The 18,185-nt window shown below is 68.6% G+C and carries 17 protein-coding genes; 10 read left to right on the forward strand and 7 right to left on the reverse strand.

Annotated elements, in window-relative coordinates; all coding sequences use genetic code 11:
* The first annotated feature begins 127 nt into the window (after positions 1-127).
* From rseP to ABD104_RS00875, 10 genes are all read left to right on the forward strand, one after another.
* Positions 128-1,462, forward strand: coding sequence for an RIP metalloprotease RseP (gene rseP, locus ABD104_RS00830; protein WP_087837399.1), 1,335 nt, complete (start codon positions 128-130; stop codon positions 1,460-1,462).
* A gap of 120 nt (positions 1,463-1,582) precedes the next feature.
* The gene (gene bamA, locus ABD104_RS00835) at positions 1,583-3,877 is read left to right on the forward strand and encodes an outer membrane protein assembly factor BamA (protein WP_087837398.1); all 2,295 of its coding nucleotides are present in this window, start codon (positions 1,583-1,585) and stop codon (positions 3,875-3,877) included.
* Between the two features lie 157 nt (positions 3,878-4,034).
* Complete coding sequence (locus tag ABD104_RS00840; RefSeq protein WP_087837430.1) at positions 4,035-4,598, forward strand: OmpH/Skp family outer membrane protein; 564 nt, start codon at positions 4,035-4,037, stop codon at positions 4,596-4,598.
* 43 nt (positions 4,599-4,641) lie between these two features.
* A complete protein-coding gene (lpxD, locus tag ABD104_RS00845) occupies positions 4,642-5,763 on the forward strand; it encodes a UDP-3-O-(3-hydroxymyristoyl)glucosamine N-acyltransferase (protein ID WP_087837397.1) in 1,122 nt (373 codons plus the stop codon).
* 52 nt (positions 5,764-5,815) lie between these two features.
* Positions 5,816-6,262, forward strand: a complete 447-nt coding sequence (fabZ, locus tag ABD104_RS00850) for a 3-hydroxyacyl-ACP dehydratase FabZ (RefSeq protein WP_087837396.1) — start codon at positions 5,816-5,818, stop codon at positions 6,260-6,262.
* Positions 6,263-6,274: 12 nt separating this feature from the next.
* Positions 6,275-7,063: an acyl-ACP--UDP-N-acetylglucosamine O-acyltransferase gene (gene lpxA, locus ABD104_RS00855; RefSeq protein WP_087837395.1), complete on the forward strand. Its 789-nt coding sequence runs from the start codon at positions 6,275-6,277 to the stop codon at positions 7,061-7,063.
* Between the two features lie 41 nt (positions 7,064-7,104).
* Complete coding sequence (lpxB, locus tag ABD104_RS00860) at positions 7,105-8,229, forward strand: lipid-A-disaccharide synthase (RefSeq protein WP_087837429.1); 1,125 nt, start codon at positions 7,105-7,107, stop codon at positions 8,227-8,229.
* Complete coding sequence (rnhB, locus tag ABD104_RS00865) at positions 8,222-8,995, forward strand: ribonuclease HII (protein WP_087837394.1); 774 nt, start codon at positions 8,222-8,224, stop codon at positions 8,993-8,995. The genes lpxB and rnhB overlap by 8 nt, the downstream gene beginning before the upstream one ends.
* A gap of 30 nt (positions 8,996-9,025) precedes the next feature.
* A complete protein-coding gene (locus ABD104_RS00870; protein WP_087837393.1) occupies positions 9,026-9,820 on the forward strand; it encodes a TrmH family RNA methyltransferase in 795 nt (264 codons plus the stop codon).
* A gap of 117 nt (positions 9,821-9,937) precedes the next feature.
* Positions 9,938-12,058, forward strand: a complete 2,121-nt coding sequence (locus ABD104_RS00875) for a LamG-like jellyroll fold domain-containing protein (RefSeq protein WP_087837392.1) — start codon at positions 9,938-9,940, stop codon at positions 12,056-12,058.
* A gap of 3 nt (positions 12,059-12,061) precedes the next feature.
* Here ABD104_RS00875 and ABD104_RS00880 read toward each other — a convergent pair whose 3' ends face one another.
* From ABD104_RS00880 to ABD104_RS00910, 7 genes are read right to left on the reverse strand one after another with little or no spacing between them, the layout of a single operon-like run.
* Positions 12,062-12,475, reverse strand: a complete 414-nt coding sequence (locus ABD104_RS00880; RefSeq protein WP_087837391.1) for a VOC family protein — start codon at positions 12,473-12,475, stop codon at positions 12,062-12,064.
* 30 nt (positions 12,476-12,505) lie between these two features.
* A complete protein-coding gene (locus ABD104_RS00885; RefSeq protein ID WP_087837390.1) occupies positions 12,506-13,498 on the reverse strand; it encodes a hydroxyacid dehydrogenase in 993 nt (330 codons plus the stop codon).
* A gap of 21 nt (positions 13,499-13,519) precedes the next feature.
* A complete protein-coding gene (locus tag ABD104_RS00890; RefSeq protein ID WP_087837389.1) occupies positions 13,520-14,770 on the reverse strand; it encodes a Zn-dependent hydrolase in 1,251 nt (416 codons plus the stop codon).
* Positions 14,767-15,555: a maleate cis-trans isomerase family protein gene (locus tag ABD104_RS00895; RefSeq protein WP_087837388.1), complete on the reverse strand. Its 789-nt coding sequence runs from the start codon at positions 15,553-15,555 to the stop codon at positions 14,767-14,769. The genes ABD104_RS00890 and ABD104_RS00895 overlap by 4 nt, the downstream gene beginning before the upstream one ends.
* 32 nt (positions 15,556-15,587) lie before the next feature.
* Positions 15,588-16,370 carry an HpcH/HpaI aldolase family protein gene (locus tag ABD104_RS00900; RefSeq protein ID WP_087837387.1) on the reverse strand — a complete coding sequence of 261 codons (783 nt, stop codon included), beginning with the start codon at positions 16,368-16,370 and terminating at the stop codon, positions 15,588-15,590.
* A gap of 9 nt (positions 16,371-16,379) precedes the next feature.
* On the reverse strand, positions 16,380-17,159 hold the full coding sequence (locus ABD104_RS00905) for a creatininase family protein (protein ID WP_087837386.1): 780 nt from the start codon (positions 17,157-17,159) through the stop codon (positions 16,380-16,382).
* Between the two features lie 53 nt (positions 17,160-17,212).
* Positions 17,213-18,169: a tripartite tricarboxylate transporter substrate binding protein gene (locus ABD104_RS00910; RefSeq protein WP_087837428.1), complete on the reverse strand. Its 957-nt coding sequence runs from the start codon at positions 18,167-18,169 to the stop codon at positions 17,213-17,215.
* Between the last annotated feature and the right edge of the window lie 16 nt (positions 18,170-18,185).

Genomic DNA, 18,185 nt, shown 5'->3' on the forward strand with positions numbered 1-18,185 from the left:
CTTTGGCCGATGATCCTGTCATGTTCGCTTACCGAGATTCCCCGTGTATTGCCGGAGCCGGCGTGCATTTCCGTGTTAAATCGTCGGTTCGGCGTCCAGGCCAGGATGCCGGAGCAAGGAGATTTCCATGTTGTTGACGTTGGCGGCCTTCGCCGTCGCGCTGGGCGTGCTGGTGGTGATCCACGAACTGGGGCACTACCTCGTGGCCCGCGCGTGCGGGGTGCGCATCCTGAGGTTCTCGGTGGGATTCGGCAAGGTGCTGTGCAAGCGCACCGACCGCCACGGCACCGAATGGGCCCTGTCGGCGATCCCGCTGGGCGGTTACGTGAAGATGCTGGACGAGCGCGAGGGCGAGGTGCCCGCCGCCGAGCGGGGCCGCGCGTTCAATGCCCAGCCGGTGGGCAAGCGCATCGCCATCGTCGCGGCCGGGCCGGTGTTCAACCTGGTGCTCGCGGCGCTGCTGTACGCGGCGCTGAACATGGCCGGCGTCAAGGAACCGGCGGCCGTGCTGGGCGCGCCGGCGGCCGGCACGCCGGCCTTCGCGGCGGGCGTCCAGGCGGGCGACCGCATCCTCGCCATCGACGGCGCCCAGGTGGGTACCTGGGGCGACGCGCGGTGGATGCTGCTCAAGAGCCTGACCGACAAGGCCCGTCCCGCCGTCGAGGTGCAGACGGCCAGCGGCGAGCGCCGCGTGCGCACGGTCGACTTCTCCCGCGCCGCGCTGGGCCAGATGGAAGGCGACGTGCTGGGCCGCGAGGGCTTCGGCCTGGCCAGCCCGAAACCCGTGATCCGCGGCATCGTGCCCGAGAGCGCCGCCGCCCAGGCGGGCCTGCTGGCCGGCGACAGGGTGGTGGCGGCAGGCGACAAGAAGGATCCCTCGGCCACCGAACTGATCACGCTGATCCAGGCGCATGCCGGCCAGCCGCTGCGCCTGTCCGTGATACGCGACGGGGCGGCGCTGGCGATCGACGTCCTGCCGCGCGAGGAGCGCCAGGCGGACGGTACGCTGGTGGGCCGCATCGGCGCCCAGATCGGCGGCGACATCCAGCTCATCACCGTGCGCCATGGTCCGGTCGAAAGCCTGGCCATGGGCGCCCGCCGCACCGCCGAGGTGTCCTGGTTCTCGCTGCGGATGCTGGGCAAGATGCTGGTGGGGGACGTGGCCCTGAGCAACCTCAGCGGGCCGGTGACCATCGCCGACTACGCCGGCCAGACGGCCAGGATGGGCCTGGAGGCCTACATCGCCTTCCTGGCGCTGGTCAGCGTCAGCCTGGGCGTGCTGAATCTCCTGCCCATTCCCATGCTGGACGGGGGGCACCTGCTGTATTATCTCGTCGAGATCATCCGGGGCAGTCCGCCGCCGGAACGCTGGATGGAAATGGGGCAGCGCGCCGGGTTCGGCATCCTGATGGTGCTGATGGCCGTTGCCTTGTTCAACGACTTTACGCGACTGCTGACCTAGAACCCATGCGCGCCGCCTTGCCTGCCGCCTTAGCGGACCGTGCCTCGACCGCCCGGGCCGGGTCGAGCCGCACGCCGCGCTTTCGCATATCACTCAATTAAGAAAACTCCGGGATTACGCATGACCAATCGCACCCGGCGCATGCCGCGTCTGCTGTCCATTTTGCTGGCCATGGCGGCCACCCCCCTGGCCTACGCCTTCGATCCCTTCGTCGTCCGCGATATCCGGGTGGAAGGCATCCAGCGTACCGAGGCCGGTACGGTGTTCGGATACCTGCCGGTCAAGGTGGGCGAACGCTTCACCGAAGAGCAGGCCACGCAGGCGGTGCGGGCGCTGTACGGTACCGGCTTCTTCCGCGACGTGCGCATCGAGGTCGAGAACGACGTGGTGGTGGTCATCGTCGACGAACGCCCGGCGATCGCCGCGATCTCCTTCAACGGCATGCGCGAATTCGAGTCCGCCAACGTGCTCAAGTCGCTGGCCGAAGTGGGCTTCGCCGAGGCCCGCATCTTCGACCGCGCCTTGCTCGATCGCGCCGTGCAGGAACTCAAGCGCCAGTACCTGGCGCGCGGCAAGTACTCGGTCGAGATCGTGCCCACGATCACGCCGCTCGAGCGCAACCGCGTCGGCATCACCTTCGACATCTTCGAGGGCGACGTCGCGCGCATCGCGGGCATCAAGATCATCGGCGCCAAGGCCATCCGCGAAAGCGAACTGCTGGACCTGCTGCAGCTGACCACGCCGGGCTGGCTGACCTGGTACACCAAGGCCGACCAGTATTCGCGGCAGAAGCTGCAGGGCGACATCGAAACGCTGCGTTCGTACTACATGAACCGGGGCTACCTGGAATTCAACGTCGATTCGCCGCAGGTCACGATCTCGCCCGACCGCAAGGACATCTTCATCACCCTGTCCATCACCGAAGGCGACAAATACTCGGTCAGCGACGTCAAGCTGGCGGGCGACCTGCTGGGCCTGGACGACGAGCTCAACAAGCTGATCACGGTCAAGCCGGGCGAGACCTTCTCGGCCGAGAAGGTCAACGCCTCCAGCAAGGCCATCACCGACTACCTGGGCAAGCTGGGCTATGCCTTCAGTAACGTCAACGCCACGCCCCAGGTCGATCGCGAGAAAAAAACGGCGGCCATCACCTTCTTCGTCGATCCCAACCGCCGCGTGTACGTGCGCCGCGTGAACATCGGCGGCAACACCCGCACCCGCGACGTCGTGATCCGCCGCGAGATGCGCCAGCTCGAGAGCGCCTGGTACGACGCCGGCAAGATCCAGCTGTCGCGCGACCGGATCGACCGCCTGGGCTACTTCCAGAACATCAACATCGAGACGCCGCCGGTGCCGGGCACGCCCGACCAGATCGACGTCAACGTGAACGTCCAGGAAAAGCCGACCGGCATGATCAACCTGGGCGCGGGCTTCAGCAGTACCGACAAGGTGGTGCTGTCGGCGGGCATCAGCCAGGACAACATCTTCGGCAGCGGCACCACCGCCGGCCTGGAGCTGAACACCGGCAAGACCTACCGCACGATCGCGATCAGCCAGACCAATCCGTACTTCACGCAGGATGGCATCAGCCGCTCGACCAGCCTGTACTACCGTACGCTGCGTCCGCTGTCGATCAACACCGGCGACTACCGCATCAAGACCATGGGGGCGAGCCTGACGTTCGGCGTGCCGTTCACGGAAACCCAGCGCGTGTTCTTCGGCACCGCGCTGGAAGCCAACGACATCGACATCTACGACAGCAGCCCCCAGCGCTTCATCGACTACGTCAATACCTTCGGGGCTCGCAGCAACGCCGTCATCTTCTCGGTGGGCTGGAGCAACGACCGGCGCGACAGCGCGCTGGCGCCCACGCGCGGCACCTACCAGCGCGCGGCCGGCGAAACCTCGCTGTTCGGCGACCTGCGCTACTACAAGGCCAGCTACCAGCACCAGTACTACTGGCCCATCACGCGCAGCATGACGCTGGCGTTGAACGGCCAGGTCGACTACGGCAAGGGCTTCGGCGGCCGGCCGTACCCGCTGCTCAAGAACGTGTACGCCGGCGGTATCGGATCGGTGCGCGGCTTCGACGGCGGTTCGCTGGGTCCGCGCGACAGCAAGAACGGCGACAGCCTGGGCGGCGCCAAGCGGGTCATCGCCAACGCCGAGCTGCTGCTGCCGTTCCCCGGCACCCAGCAGGACCGCACGCTGCGCTGGTTCCTGTTCGCCGACGCGGGTAACGTCTACGCCGACGAGGAGAACATCAACCTGGGCCAGCTGCGCTACTCGGCCGGTATCGGCCTGAGCTGGCAATCGCCCATCGGTCCTCTGAAGATCTCCTTCGGCAAGGCGCTCAACGCCAAGCCGCAGGACCGGACCCAGAGCTTCCAGTTCCAGATCGGCACGGGGTTCTGACGAGGCGAACGAGGCGGGCGGCCGCAAGGCCTATGCCCGCCCGGGAATTTTTCTGCTACAACCAATTACCAGGGCGCGGCCCCGGGCGCTTGCCCGGCCCGGCGCCATTAGTGGCAAAATACACGACTACCTTCCTAGCGAGAAATAAATGATCCGCATGTTTTCGACATCTGCCACCAGTCTGACCGCCTCCTCTGCAGTCAAGGGTGCCGGCCGGGTGCTGGCGGCGCTGGTGCTTTCTAGTGCCGCTGTCGGCGCGGCTCATGCCCAGGCATCCCAGGCCCCGGTCAAGATCGGCTTCGTCAATACCGAGCGGATCTTCCGCGACGCCGCGCCGGCCAAGGCCGCCCAGGCCAAGATCGAAGCCGACTTCAAGAAGCGCGATGCCGAGCTGCAAGACATGGCCAATCGCCTGCGCACCCAGTCCGAGCAGCTGGACAAGGACAGCGCCGTACTGTCCGAATCCGATCGCACCCGCCGCCAGCGCGACCTGAGCGACCTCGACAAGGACTTCCAGCGCAAGCGCCGCGAGTTCCAGGAGGACCTGAACCAGCGCCGCAACGAGGAGCTCTCGCAGATCCTCGAGCGCGCCAACCGCGTGATCAAGCAGATCGCCGAGCAGGAAAACTACGACCTGATCTTCCAGGAAGCCGTCGTGGTCAGCCCGCGTGTCGACATCACCGACAAGGTCCTGAAGGCCCTGAACAGCGGCGCCAAGTAATTGCGCCGCTCTCGCATGTTCCTGTCGTCCGCGCGAGCTTCGCATGCCCATCCTGCTTGACACGACCAAGGCGCCGGTACTGCAAAGGCTGCTCGACGAAACCGATACCAGCGGGTTGACGTGGACGATCGAGCCGGGGGGGGCGCAAGCGCTCCCCAGCGCCGAAGTCGTGGTCGCGGGCATCGCGAATCTCGAGCACGCGGGGCCGCAGGAACTGAGTTTCGTCGCCAATCCCCGTTACCAGTCGCAACTGATCGATGCGCGCGCAGCGGTCGTGCTGGTCACGGCCGAGGTGGCGCAAGCCTATCGCGAAAGCCTCTCGCAGGCAGGCCGCGCCGAGCAGGCGCTGCCGCTGGTGGTCTGCAATTCGCCCTATCTGCTGTTCGCGCGGATCGGGCAATGGTTCGACCGGCAATTGCATCCCCAGCCCGCCGGCTCCATCCATCCGTCGGCCGTCGTCGCGCCCGACGCCAGCGTCGATCCCAGCGCCCACGTGGGGCCGCTCGCGGTCATCGAGGCCGGCGCGCAGATCGGGCCGCGCGCCCGCATCGGTGCGGGTTGCGTCGTGGGCGAGGGCTGCCGCGTCGGCGCCGATACGGTGCTGCATCCGCGTGTCACGCTGTACCGGGGGGTCAGCATGGGCGCGCGTTGCGTCGTCTTGTCGGGAGCGGTCATCGGCGATGACGGCTTCGGGTTCGCGCCCGATCCGTCCCGGGCCAAGGGAGCCTGGACCAAGATCCCGCAGTTCGGGGGCGTGCGTATCGGCGATGACGTCGAGATCGGCGCCAACACCACCATCGATCGCGGCGCGCTGGACGACACCGTGATCGGCAACGGCGTCAAGATCGACAACCAGATCATGATCGGCCACAACTGCCGCATCGGCGACCACACCGCGATGGCGGCCTGCGTGGGCATCGCCGGATCGACCACCATCGGCCAGCGCTGTTCCATCGGCGGGGCCGCGATGATAGGGGGCCACCTGAAGATCGGCGACGACGTCTTCATCTCGGCGGCAACCCCGGTGCACAGCAACATCGACAAGCCGGGGCAGTACACTGGTTTCTTCCCGATGACCGAGCACGCCCAGTGGGAGCGCAACGCGGTCGCTGTCAGGCACCTGGCCACCATGGCCAAGCGGATCAAGGCGCTGGAAAAGAAGTAAAAGGCGGGCGGGCGCCGCAGCGGCCCGCCGCGCATCAAATACTGGAATCTGTATGGAAATGGACATCAAGGGGATACTCGACCATTTGCCGCATCGCTATCCGATGCTGCTGATCGATCGGGTCATCGACGTCAAGCCCGGGGAATCCATCCTCGCGATCAAGAACGTGTCGATCAACGAGCCGTTCTTCACCGGCCATTTCCCGCACCATCCCGTCATGCCGGGCGTGCTGATCCTCGAGGCCATGGCCCAGGCGGCCGCCATCACGTCGTTCACCGCGGCCGGCAAGAAGCCCGACGACAACACGGTGTACTACTTCGTCGGCATCGACGGCGCCCGCTTCAAGCGGCCCGTGGTCCCGGGGGACCAGCTGCGCCTGGAGGTCAACGTCGAGCGTTCGTCGCGCGGCATCTGGAAGTACAACGGCAAGGCGCTGGTGGACGGACAGGTCGCGGCCGAGGCGGACCTGATGTGCACCATGCGCATCCTTGAACCCTGACGGAAGGTTTTCGTGGCGAGGATACATCCCACCGCTATCGTCGATCCGGCCGCCCGGCTGGACGACAGCGTGACGGTCGGCCCCTTCAGCATGATCGGGCCGAACGTGCGCATCGGCGCCGACACCGAGATCGGACCGCATTGCGTCATCGACGGCCATACGACGATAGGGCGCGGCAACCGCTTCTTCCCGTCGTGCTCGATCGGTGCCGAGCCGCAGGACAAGAAGTACGCCGGCGAGCCCACCCGCCTGGAGATCGGCGACGGCAACACGATACGCGAATGCTGCACCATCAACACCGGCACGGTGCAGGACGCGGGTGCGACGCGCCTGGGCAACGACAACTGGATCATGGCCTACGTGCACGTGGCCCATGATTGCCAGCTGGGCAGCCACATCATCCTGGCCAACGGCACGCAGCTGGCCGGCCATGTGCACATCGGCGACCACGTATTCCTGGGCGGCATGACCGGCGTGCACCAGTTCGTCAAGATCGGCGCGCATGCCATGACCAGCGTCCATTCCACGCTGCTGCAGGACCTGCCGCCCTTCGTCACGTCCTCGGGCAGTCCGGCCAGGGCCGTCGGCATCAACGTCGAGGGCCTGAAGCGGCGCGGTTTCACGCCGGCGCAGATCTCCGGACTGCGGGCCGCCTACAAGACGCTGTACCGCCAGGGCCTGACGCTGGACGAGGCGCGCGCGGCGCTCCAGGCCAGGCGTGCCGAGGATCCCGAGCTCGATGCTCCGCTGTCCACCTTGCTGGCCTTCCTCGATACCGCCACGCGCGGTATCGTGCGCTGACGGAGGCCGGCGTGCCGGATGAGGGCAGGGCGTCCATCGGCATGGTGGCGGGAGAGCCTTCGGGCGACCTGCTGGCGGCCACGGTGGTCGAGGCCCTGCACGAGCGGGCGCCGCAACTGGCGCTGGCGGGCATAGGCGGCCCCAACATGCAGGCCCAGGGTTTCGATGCCTGGTATCCCATGCACAAGCTGGCCGTGAACGGCTACGCCGACGTCCTGATGCACCTGCCCGAGCTGCTCAACATCCGCCGCAGCCTGCGCGAGCGCTGGCTGGCCGAACGGCCGGCGGCCTTCGTCGGGGTCGACGCGCCCGATTTCAATTTCGGCCTGGAGCATGCCCTGCGCGAGGGCGGCATCCCCACCGTGCATTTCATCGGCCCCTCGCTGTGGGCCTGGCGGGGGGAACGCATCAACAAGATCCGCGACGCCGTCTCCCACATGCTGGTGGTGTTCCCGTTCGAGGAGCAGATCTATCGCGACGCCGGCGTTCCCGTGACCTACGTGGGCCACCCGCTGGCGCGCCTCGTCCAGCGCGTGCCCGACCGCGCCGCGGCCAGGGCCCGCCACGGCATAGCCGCCGGCGCGCGGGTGCTGGCGCTGATGCCCGGCAGCCGGGCCGGCGAGGTTCGACACCTGGCTCCGCGCTTCCTGGCCGCGGCCAAGCTGCTGCAGGCGCGCGATCCGGGCCTGCATCTGTGGGCGCCCATGGCCAACGCCGAGCGCGAGCGCGAGTTCCTGGCGCACGCCGCGGCCGTGGGGGGGCTGGCCAACCTGCATACCGTCATAGGCGGCACGCACGACATCCTGGCCGCCTGCAACGCCGTCCTGGTTGCCAGCGGCACCGCCACGCTGGAGGCCGCGCTGTTCAAGCGCCCCATGGTGATTTCCTACGTGCTGCCGCGCTTGTCATGGTGGATCATGCGGCGCCAGGCCTATCTGCCCTGGGTGGGACTGCCCAACGTGCTGTGCCGCGACACGGTCGTGCCCGAGCTGCTGCAGGACGAGGCCACGCCGCGCGCGCTGGCCGACGCGGCCTGGAAGGCGCTGACCGACGAGGCCGCCACCCGCCGGCTGGAAGAGCGCTTCACCGCCTTGCATGACGACCTCGTGCGCGACACGCCCGCCCTGGCCAGCCAGGCGATCCTGGAGGTGGCGGGCCATGGCTGAGAAGGGCTGGGTGCAGACCGAGCTGGGCTGGACCGCGGTGGAATCGCCGGGAGCGGACCTGTTGTCGGCCTTCGATGCCCACACGCTGCTGACCCTGCGCGTGGCGGGCGTGGACGAAGCCGGCCGGGGGCCCTTGGCCGGGCCGGTCTACGCGGCGGCCGTCATCCTCGATCCGGCCCGTCCGGTCGACGGCCTGAACGATTCCAAGATGCTGAGCGAGCGCGCCCGCGACGAACTCGCCCCGCTGATCCAGGAGCGCGCGCTGGCCTGGTGCGTGGCCAGCGTCAGCGTGGCCGAGATCGACGCGCTGAACATCCTGAACGCCACCATGCTGGCCATGCGGCGGGCCGTCGAGGGGCTGGGCTGCGTGCCCGACCTGGTGCAGGTGGACGGCAACCGTGCGCCGGCGCTGGCCTGCCGGGTGCAGACCGTGATCGGCGGCGATGCGCAGGTACAGGCGATCTCGGCGGCGTCCATCCTGGCCAAGACCGCGCGCGATGCCGAACTGGTCCGGCTGCACGCCAGCTACCCCATGTACGGCTTCGACCGGCACAAGGGCTACGGCACGCCAGACCACCTGCGTTGCCTGCTGGAACACGGCCCGTGCCCGGAACACCGCCGCAGTTTCGAGCCCGTGCGCCGGGCCCTGGGCATACCCGAGCCGGAAACGCCGCTGGCCCGGGTAATGGACAGCCTGCTGCCCTGGGACGACCTGCCCGAACCCGAGGCGCCGGCCCCGCGCCGCCGCCATGCCAAGCGCGCCTAGCCGCGCGGATCGCCGCCTGGAAGACCGACCATGAAACGCATCGCCTCGCGCGACAATCCGCTATTCAAGTCGCTGCGCAAGCTGACGCAGGCCTCGCAGGCACGGCGCGAGGCCGGCCTGTCCGTGCTGGAAGGCGTGCACCTGTGCCAGGCCTACCTGCAATGGCGGGGCCTGCCCCGGCATGCGGTGTTCGACGCGCGGCGGCTGGAAGGCGAGCGGGCCAGCGCCGAAGTCATGGCCTTGCGCGACCAGGTGCCGGCCGACCGCCAGGTCTGGCTGGACGGCAACCTGATCGACGACCTGGAGCACGTGCAGGCCGGCCAGGGCGTGGTGTTCGTGGTCGAGACGCCGGCGCCGCCGCTGCCCGAGCGCGTCACGCAAGGCTGCGTGCTGCTCGACCGCGTCCAGGACCCCGGCAACGTCGGCGCCATCCTGCGCACCTGCGCGGCGGCCGGCGTGCGCCACGTCTTCCTGTCGGACGAGACCGCCTTCGCCTGGTCGCCCAAGGTGCTGCGTTCGGGGCAGGGGGCGCATTTCTCGCTGACCATCCATGAGCGGGTCGATCTGCGGGCCCTGCTGGCGCGCCTGGACCTGCCGCTGGTGGCCACCACGCTGGACGATGCCGTGGGCCTTTACCAGGCCGCGCTGCCGCGGCACTGCGCCTGGGTATTCGGCAATGAAGGGCAGGGCGTGCGCGCCGAACTTCAGGCCGCCGCGGCGCTGCGGGTGCGCATTCCGCAGGAGCCGGCGGCCGAGTCGCTGAACGTCGGGGCGGCGGTGGCGGTGTGCCTGTTCGAGCATCGGCGCCGGTTCGTTCCGGGTTAGGGCCCAGCCGCGGCTCCAAGGTTGCATGCGCGTTTCAACGCGGCATGCGGACCGCGTACTCCTGTCATGTTCCATCGCTACGCTGTGCGGCTTTCGTGGCATGGAAACAAGCAGGACATGAACAAGAAGGACAACATTCTCGCCCCGGACACGCTCCGCAAGCTGGAAGGACTGCCCGACCGGCAGCGCCGCTTGCTGATGAAGGCGGGCTTCGGATTGTCGCTGGGCGGCACGGCATTGCTGCTGTCGGCCTGCGGCGGCGATGACGCGCCGCCGCAGACGGGCAATCCCGGGGACGGCAACGGCGGAGACGGCGAGCAGCCATCCACCCTGGTGTCCAGCTTCGCGCTGGCGGTGCTGCCCGATACCCAGTTCTATGCGCGCTATGCGACCGAGGCCGAGAACACGCAGTTCCAGCGCAAGTACGGATCGACGCCGTTCCGCGCGCAGACGAACTGGATCGCGCAAAACGCCAAGAGCCTGAAGATCCCGTTCACCATCCATCTGGGCGACGTGGTGGACCAGCAGGGCAAGCCGGCCCAGTGGCAGGTCGCCGACGACGCGATGAAGGTGCTGGAGGAAGCCAGGCTGCCGTACTCCATCCTGGCGGGCAACCACGACGTGATCCGCGACGTGGACTATGTCGACGAGAGCAGCCAGGCCTCGAACACCGACGCCCAGCGCAACCTGGCCGCCGAGCCGTACCTGAAGTGGTTCCCGACCGAACGCGCGAAGCAGCAGGCGACGTTCGGCGGCCGCGATGCGTCCGGGTTCCACGAGTTCCACATCTTCGAGGCCGACGGCAACCGGTTCCTGGTGCTGTCGCTGTCGTGGCGCGCGTCGGACGCGGCCATCGCCTGGGCGCGCAAGGTGCTGGCGGATCATCCGACCCTGCCCGCCATCCTGGTCAACCACCAGTTGCTGAACATCGCCGCGGACGGCGCGAGCCCGCTGGAGGTTCCGTACGGCAAGATGCTGTGGGAGAAGCTGATCCGGGACAACGACCAGATCTTCATGACGCTGAACGGCCACTATCACGGCGCCTCGCGCCTGACCAAGACCAACGACTATGGCAACGCGGTCGAGGAAATGGTGGTCGACTACCAGATGGCCTACATGGGCGGCAACGGGCTGATGCGCCTGTACGAGTTCGACCTGACCCGCAACAAGATCAAGGTCCTGTCGTTCTCGCCGTGGGTGCCGCAGAAGCCCGCCGATACGCTGAACGACTTCGACGTGGCGGTGCTGACCGAGGCCAACCAGCAATTCGAGATCGACTTCGATTTCAAGAAGCGCTTCGCCCGCTTCAACCCCGGTTTCAAGACGCCCGAGGCGGGCAACGAGCCGATCAACGATCGTGCCAAGGCCGCCATCCTGGCGACCTATGAGGAACCGGAAACGGTGGAGAAGAAGCCCGCCGCCGACGAGAACGACTACCCGCTGGTGGCGTCCACGGTGGCGCACTGGCGCTTCTTCGGCGGAACGCCCGGCAGCGTGGTGCCGGTGGGCCAGGTGGTGGCGGACACGACCGGCAGGAATCCGGTGTATCGCGAGGCCCTGACCTTTAACGGCGCCACGATAGGGCAGGAGGGCGACCTGACCTGGACCGACGACCGTCATTACCTGTCCGCGGCGCCCGGCAGCGTGCGCTTCGCCAATACGACCACGAGTCCGCTGCGCATGAGCTATTTCACGACGCGCGCGGATGCCCAGGTCAACACGGCCACCCTGGATGCCGGCTACACCGTCGAGGCCTTCATCAAGGTCGACAGCAGCTGGACCGCCAGCCAGAACGCGTGGATGAACATCATGGAGCGCGACGGCCGGCGTGGCCAGATCCCCGGTTTCGCGGGCGGAGACGGCGACGAATGCCCCATCATCTTCTCGATCTCGAGCCTGCGGGAAGTGCAATGGGAAGTGCTGCCCAACAGCCCGGGCAGCAAGTCTCCCGCGGCCAACTGGTCGGGCGAGATCATCGCCGGCAAATGGGTGCACATCGCCATCGTCAACGATCCGGCCTTGAACGAGACCATCATGTACGTGGAAGGGGCGCCGGTGCTGCGCAACGCGGCCAACGCGCCGGGCATCGCCTACCGCAAGTCCACCGACCGCATGGTGATCGGCGGCGGCGCGTATGCCGGCGAGCGCACCAACGGCTTCCTGGGCAACATCGGCGAGATCCGCATCTGCGCCGAGCCGCTGCCCCCGGCCAAATGGCTGACGGCGCGCCGCGCCTGATCCTCAGGCGGCGTACACCGACTCGAAGGACTTGAACCCCTTCACCTCGATGGGGTTGCCGAACGGGTCGGTGAAGAACATGGTCCATTGTTCGCCGGGCTGGCCCTGGAAGCGGACCTGCGGCTCCAGCACGAATTCCGTGCCGGCCTCCCGCAGGCGCCGCGCCAGCGCCTGCCAGTCGTCCAGCAGCAGGATCACGCCCAGGTGCGGCATGGGCACGAGCTTGTCGCCCACGTGGCCGGTGCGCTCGGTCTTGAACGGCGTGCCCAGGTGCAGCGAGATCTGGTGTCCGAAGAAGTCGAAATCGACCCAGGTGTCGGTGCTGCGCCCCTCGGCGCAGCCCAGGACGTCGCCATAGAAGCGGCGCGCCTGGGCGAGGTCGGTGACGTTATAGGCCAGGTGGAAGATCGATTGCATGATGACGGTCGGTGCATGAAAGATGACGGGTCAGGCCGGAACGGGCAGGCGCCGGGTTTCCCAGACCTGCGGGTTGACCAGGTGGGCCGGCCGGCGTGCCGCCAGGACCTCGATGATCTGGTCGGCGCACTGTTCGGCGGCGGCGCGCAGGGCCTCGTCCGTGCTGCCGGCAGTGTGGGGCGTCAGCAGCGCGTTGTCCAGTCCGCACAGCGGATGGCCGGCGGGCAGGGGCTCCTGCTCGAATACGTCCAGCGCGGCGCCGGCGATGCGGCGGTCGCGCAGCGCCGCAGCCAGCGCGTCGGTGTCGATCAGGTCGGCGCGCGCGGTGTTGACCAGGATGGCCGTCGGCTTCATGCGCGCCAGCGCGCGCGCGTCGATCATGTGCCGGGTATCGGCCCGGGAAGGACGGTGCAGCGACACCACGTCGGCCTGCGCCAGCAGCTCGTCCAGCGCCGGGCAGGGCTGCGCCCCCTGGGCGGTGATCTCGCCGGCGGGCACGGCCGGCGAATACACGATGACCCGCATGCCCAGGCCATGCAGGGCAATGGCCGCGGTCAGCCGGCCGATGATGCCGAAGCCGACGATGCCCAGGGTCTTGCCGTGCAGTTCCTGCAGGCCGGGCCGATAGCGGTAGTCCCAGTCGCCGGCGCGCACCGCGTGGTCGCAGGCGGCCAGCCGCTTGGCCACCGCCAGCATCTGCATGACGGCGTGCTCGGCCACCGAGCGGGCGTTCGCGGTGGGGGTGTAGACGATGGGTATCGACAGCGCCGTGGCGCGCGCCACGTCGATCTTGTTGGTGCCTATGCCGTGGTTGGCGATCACGGCCAGTTGCGCGCCGGCCTCGACGGCGGCAGTATCCAGTCCGGCGTTGCGCGTGATCACGGCCTGGCAGGGAGCGATCTCGCGGGCCACGGTGGCCATGTCGGCCGAACTGGCCATGCGGGCTTCGATACCGGCGGCCCGCAGGCGGGCGATGCCGGCGGGGTGGATGGGCTGGACAACCAGGCAGACGGGTGGCTTCATCGTGTTCCTAGGAAAAGAGAGTCAGGGAGCGGCCAGAACGTCGGCCAGCAGGCGCGTGCCCAGCGCGAAGTCGTCCATGTCCATGTGTTCGTCGGGATTGTGCGAACCGTGGTCGTTGCGCACGAACACCATGCCGGTGGGTACGCCGCGCTGGGCGAACACCGCCGCGTCGTGTCCCGCGCCGCTGGCCATGCGGCGCGCGGCGATGCCGTGGCGGGCGGCGGCGGCTTCCAGCGACCGCTGGATGCCCGCATCCATCAGCGCCGGTTCCGAGCCGGTGCGCGGGCCCAGTTCGATGCGCGTGCCGGTCGCCTGTTCCAGCCGGCGCGCATGGGCGTCCAGCAGGGCGTCGACCTCGTCCAGCACCGCGCGGTCCTGGCTGCGTACGTCCACGCACAGGTCCACTTCGCCGGCCACCTTGCTGAAGGCGTGCTGGGCGGGATTGGTGCAGAACTTGCCGAAGGTCACGACCAGGTCGCGGCCTTGCGCCTCCAGCCGTTCCCAGTCGTCGTCGATGGCGGCCACCAGCAGGGCGGCGGCGCGCACGGCATCGCGCCGTCCGGCGCGCGGTACGGCGCCCGAATGGGCATAGCTGCCCAGGACGCGGGCATCGCGATGGCGCAGGCTGCCCCGTATGCCGGTGACGATGCCCACCGGCAGCGCGTCGTCCACCAGCACGGGACCTTGCTCGATGTGCAGCTCGACGAAGCGGGCGATGCGCGCCGGATCCAGCCAGGCACTGCCGAACGCGGCCGGGTCGCCGCCGCATTCGGCCAGGTGCTCGGCCAGCGGGCGGCCGGTGTCGGCGCGCCGCAATTGCAGCGCGTCGCGGCCGACCAGGCCGAAGGCGGCCTTGCTGCCCAGGTAGGAATAGGGAAACCAGGTGCTTTCCTCGGCGCGCACGGCCATCACCGTCACGTCCGCCGGAGGCACGAATCCGGCCGCCCGCCAACCCGCCAGCACCGCCAGCCCGGCCACCACGCCGGCGGCGCCGTCGTAGTTGCCGCCGGCCGGCACCGAGTCCAGGTGCGACCCCGTCATGACGCGGGGTGCCTGCCGGTCCCGGCCGGGCAGCGTCAGGTACAGGTTCAGCGCGGCGTCGCGCGCGATCTCCAGGTCCAGCGCGCGGGCAAGGCGCGTGGCCTCGTCATGCGCGCGCTGTTCCCCCGGGCCGTAGGCATCGCGCGTGATGCCCACGCCGTCGTGGCCATCGCGGCGCAACTGCGCGAACAGCGTCTTGGCCAGCGCGAGGTCGGGCGGCGGGACGTTCATCGCGCGGACGGCAGCGCGTAGCTGGATTCGTCGATGGGATCGAGCTGGTGCTCCAGCAGCGTGCCGTGGCCGGTAATGGACGTGCGCAGGCCCAGCAGGCGCAGGCAGGCCCAGAAGCACGCCTGGTTGCTGGTCACGACCGGCTTGCCCAGCTCGCTTTCGATCTCGGCGATGACGTCGAAGGTGGCGAGGTTGGTGCACGAGATGAAGATGGCATCGGCCTCGGGCCGGTCGATCGCGCGGGCCAGGCGGAACACCATCTCGGGCGGCACGCGGCCGATGCCGCGGCGTTCCTCCTGGGTTTCGCCCAGGCGCAGGCCTTGCAGGGTCAGTACGTCGAAGCCGTAGTCGCGCAGGAATTTGTCCTCGCTCTCGTTGACGAAATCGACGTAGGGCGTGCCCACGGCGATCCTGCGGGCGCCCAGCGCGCGCAGCGCCGCCACGACGGCGCCGGCGGTGGCGATGGCGGGGGTGCCGGTGCGCTGGCTCATGTTGCGGATCAGTTCCGGCAGCGGGCAGATGATCGAGCCCGAGGTGCAGCCGTAGGCCACCACGTCGACCTCGGCCGTGGCCAGTTCGTCGGCGGCGCCGTTCACCGCCTCGGCCATCTTGTAGTAGGACTCCTCGGTGGCGGGGCCCAGCAGCATGGCGCGGGCGGTATGGATGGTCACGCCCTCGGGCGCGAGGCGCCAGAACTCGGGTTCGTTGACGGTGTTGGTGGACGGCACGATCAGGCCGATCTTGGCTTTCCAGCCGTAGGGGCTGTACATGGCGACTGCTTTCATCGAAGACTCCTGGTCTATGAAGGAATGGGGGGCTAGCGGCCCGCCGCGCGCTTGAGCTGCTGCGCGGCCGAGCTGAAGGTGTTGAACAGCGCCGCGGCGTCGTTGGCATAGGGCATCCACCGGATGCCGCGGCCTATCCATTCGGCGGCGCTGGCCGGGTCCTGGCAACTGAAGCCCCAGGGCACGTCGTGGCGCTGGCAGGTGGCGATGACGTGCTCGGTGGCCTCGACCATGCGCGCATGCTTCATGTCGCCGGGCACGCCCAGCGCCTGCGACAGGTCGTCGGGCCCGATCATGACGGCGTCCAGTCCCGGCACGCGGCAGATGGCGTCCAGGTTGTCCAGGCCGCGTTGCGACTCCATCATCGCCACCGTCAGGGTGTGCTCGTTCATGGCCTGGATCTGCTCCAGCGGCTGGGTCAGCCGGACGTAGTCGGTGTGCGGGCCGCGCATGTTCAGGATGCGTTCGCCGCGCGGGTGGTACTTGGTGGCGCGCAGGATGGATTCGAGCTGCCCGGCCGTCTCCACGTTGGGCAGCAGCAGGCCCATGGCGCCGGCGTCCAGCGGCCGCGTGTAGTCGTGCGGCTGCGTGCCCGCGGGCCGCACGATGGGCACGATGCCGGCTTCGCGCGCGACCAGGCACAGCGTGCCGACCTCGGCGATGGTGAAGTCGCTGTGCTCCATCTCGATCAGCACGAAGTCCAGGCCCGTCACGGCCAGGAGCTTCATGAAGCGCGGATGGTGCACCAGCGTGGCCCAGGTGCCGAAGGCCGGCTTGCCGGCCCGCCAGAGCGCTTTCAGCGGATTGTTGCGCATGGCCGCTCCCTATGCCTGGAACGACATCTGGCTGAACTTCCTGGCGGCCTCGGCCAGGTAGTCCACCGCGGCGTTCCATACCTGGTGCCCCTGCTCGGCGGTGGCGCCGGTCGGGTCGCCCTGGGTGCCGATGGGAGCATAGTCGCTGATGTCGCTGAATACCGAGAAGCTGGACTTGCCCAGGCTGACCTTGCCGCTGGACACTGTCTTGACGCCGTCCACGAAGGGGCGCAGCGATTCGGTGGCCTGGGCGCGGTCCATGAAGACCAGCTCCGGGCACTTGGCCAGCGCCACCGAGGTCACCATTTCCGAGGCATGGCCCGAGGGCGATTTCCTGGTCTTGAATTCGACGCCGCCGACGTCGCGCATCACCGTGAAGACATCGATGGTGCCGCCCACCGCGCCATGGCGCCGGCGCAGATTGCGGCAGACGCTTTCGATCGGACCGAGCGAGCCGGCATGGATGTTGACGAACATGAAATGGCGAAAGCCCTGGCCGGCCAGGCCGTCGCACATCTCGTCCAGGTAGCGTTCCAGCGTGGCCATGGACACCGACAGCGTGCCGGGGTAATCCAGGAACATGGCGGAGTAGTTGACCGGGATGATGGGCGTCACGGCAAAGCCCGTCAGCGCACCGACCTCGGTGGCGATCATCTCGCACAGCCGCAGTTCCGTGCCCGTGGCCAGGTGCGAGCCGTATTGCTCGGTGGCGCCCACCGGGACCAGCAGGGTGTCGTGATTCTTCAGGTAGGCGCGGATGTCCGCATAGGTGCTGTGGTCGGTTCTCATGAAGCGTTCGTCTCGTTCAGGATGGCGGAAGGTCCGCCGTTGGGGTGAAGGGGTCATTGGTTCCAGGGCTTGGCCTTCCACAGCTCGCGCAGCGAGGTGTCCAGGCGCCGCAGGCTGTCCAGGTGTTCCTGCGGCGGCAGATAGCGCACGGGCAGGAAGGCTTTCTGCGCGCGGTCCAGGAACACCGGGTCGGCGGCGCAGGTGCGGATGGCGTCGGATAGTGTCTTGACCACCTCGCGCGGCATGCCCTTGGGGCCGGCGAAGCCGCGCATGGAGCCCGCCACGATGTCGTAGCCGGCTTCCTTGAACGTGGGCAGGTCGGCGGCCACGGGCGAGCGGGTATCGCTCATCACGCCCAGGATGCGCCACGGCGATCCGTTGCGGAAACCCACGGCCTCGTCCACGTTGGCCATGGTGGAGTCGATCACCTTGCCCAGCAGCGCGGTGCGCGCGGGCGCCGCACCCTGGAACGGCACCGGGGTCAGTTCGATGCCTGCCGACTGCTCCAGCAGCAGGAGCGCGATGTGGCCGGCCGAGCCCACGCCTTGCGTACCCACGGTGATCCCGCCCGGTTTCGCCTTGGCCGCGCGCACCAGGTCCTGGATGGAGTGGATGCCGCTGTCGGCGTGCACGCTGATCGTGCCCGGCGCATCGGCCACGGCGCCCAGGAAGTCGAAGCTGGCGACGGTGTAGCGCGTCTGGCGCTCGATCGGGATGCTGACCACGCCGGGCGTGTTGACGATGCCCAGGGTATAGCCGTCGGGCGCGGCCGTGGCCAGCGCCGCCAGGCCGATGTCGCCGCTGGCGCCGGGGCGGTTGGTGACGACGATGGTGGCACCCTTGATCTGGCCTTCCATGCACTGGGCGACGGTGCGCGCGGTCAGGTCGGTGCCGGCGCCCGCGCTGAACGGCACGATCATGGTGATGGGGCGGTCGGGATAGGCGGCGTGCGCGGCGCAGGCGCCGGCCAGCGCGAGGGCGGAAAGAAGGAAGCGAAGGGCGGTTTTCATGGTGGCGGTCCGGTGC

Origin of the sequence: Pigmentiphaga daeguensis, assembly GCF_039523035.1 — a bacterium.
In the GTDB taxonomy this organism is placed as follows: Bacteria; Pseudomonadota; Gammaproteobacteria; order Burkholderiales; family Burkholderiaceae_B; genus Pigmentiphaga; species Pigmentiphaga daeguensis.

Excerpts from the sequence above, each read along its gene's own strand:
- rseP (WP_087837399.1), top strand. The coding sequence starts at position 128 with ATGTTGTTGACGTTGGCGGCCTTCGCCGTCGCGCTGGGCGTGCTGGTG.
- bamA (WP_087837398.1), top strand. The coding sequence starts at position 1,583 with ATGACCAATCGCACCCGGCGCATGCCGCGTCTGCTGTCCATTTTGCTG.
- ABD104_RS00840 (WP_087837430.1), top strand. The coding sequence starts at position 4,035 with ATGTTTTCGACATCTGCCACCAGTCTGACCGCCTCCTCTGCAGTCAAG.
- lpxD (WP_087837397.1), top strand. The coding sequence starts at position 4,642 with ATGCCCATCCTGCTTGACACGACCAAGGCGCCGGTACTGCAAAGGCTG.
- fabZ (WP_087837396.1), top strand. The coding sequence starts at position 5,816 with ATGGAAATGGACATCAAGGGGATACTCGACCATTTGCCGCATCGCTAT.
- lpxB (WP_087837429.1), top strand. The coding sequence starts at position 7,105 with ATGGTGGCGGGAGAGCCTTCGGGCGACCTGCTGGCGGCCACGGTGGTC.
- rnhB (WP_087837394.1), top strand. The coding sequence starts at position 8,222 with ATGGCTGAGAAGGGCTGGGTGCAGACCGAGCTGGGCTGGACCGCGGTG.
- ABD104_RS00870 (WP_087837393.1), top strand. The coding sequence starts at position 9,026 with ATGAAACGCATCGCCTCGCGCGACAATCCGCTATTCAAGTCGCTGCGC.
- ABD104_RS00875 (WP_087837392.1), top strand. The coding sequence starts at position 9,938 with ATGAACAAGAAGGACAACATTCTCGCCCCGGACACGCTCCGCAAGCTG.
- ABD104_RS00880 (WP_087837391.1), bottom strand. The coding sequence starts at position 12,475 with ATGCAATCGATCTTCCACCTGGCCTATAACGTCACCGACCTCGCCCAG.
- ABD104_RS00885 (WP_087837390.1), bottom strand. The coding sequence starts at position 13,498 with ATGAAGCCACCCGTCTGCCTGGTTGTCCAGCCCATCCACCCCGCCGGC.
- ABD104_RS00890 (WP_087837389.1), bottom strand. The coding sequence starts at position 14,770 with ATGAACGTCCCGCCGCCCGACCTCGCGCTGGCCAAGACGCTGTTCGCG.
- ABD104_RS00895 (WP_087837388.1), bottom strand. The coding sequence starts at position 15,555 with ATGAAAGCAGTCGCCATGTACAGCCCCTACGGCTGGAAAGCCAAGATC.
- ABD104_RS00900 (WP_087837387.1), bottom strand. The coding sequence starts at position 16,370 with ATGCGCAACAATCCGCTGAAAGCGCTCTGGCGGGCCGGCAAGCCGGCC.
- ABD104_RS00905 (WP_087837386.1), bottom strand. The coding sequence starts at position 17,159 with ATGAGAACCGACCACAGCACCTATGCGGACATCCGCGCCTACCTGAAG.
- ABD104_RS00910 (WP_087837428.1), bottom strand. The coding sequence starts at position 18,169 with ATGAAAACCGCCCTTCGCTTCCTTCTTTCCGCCCTCGCGCTGGCCGGC.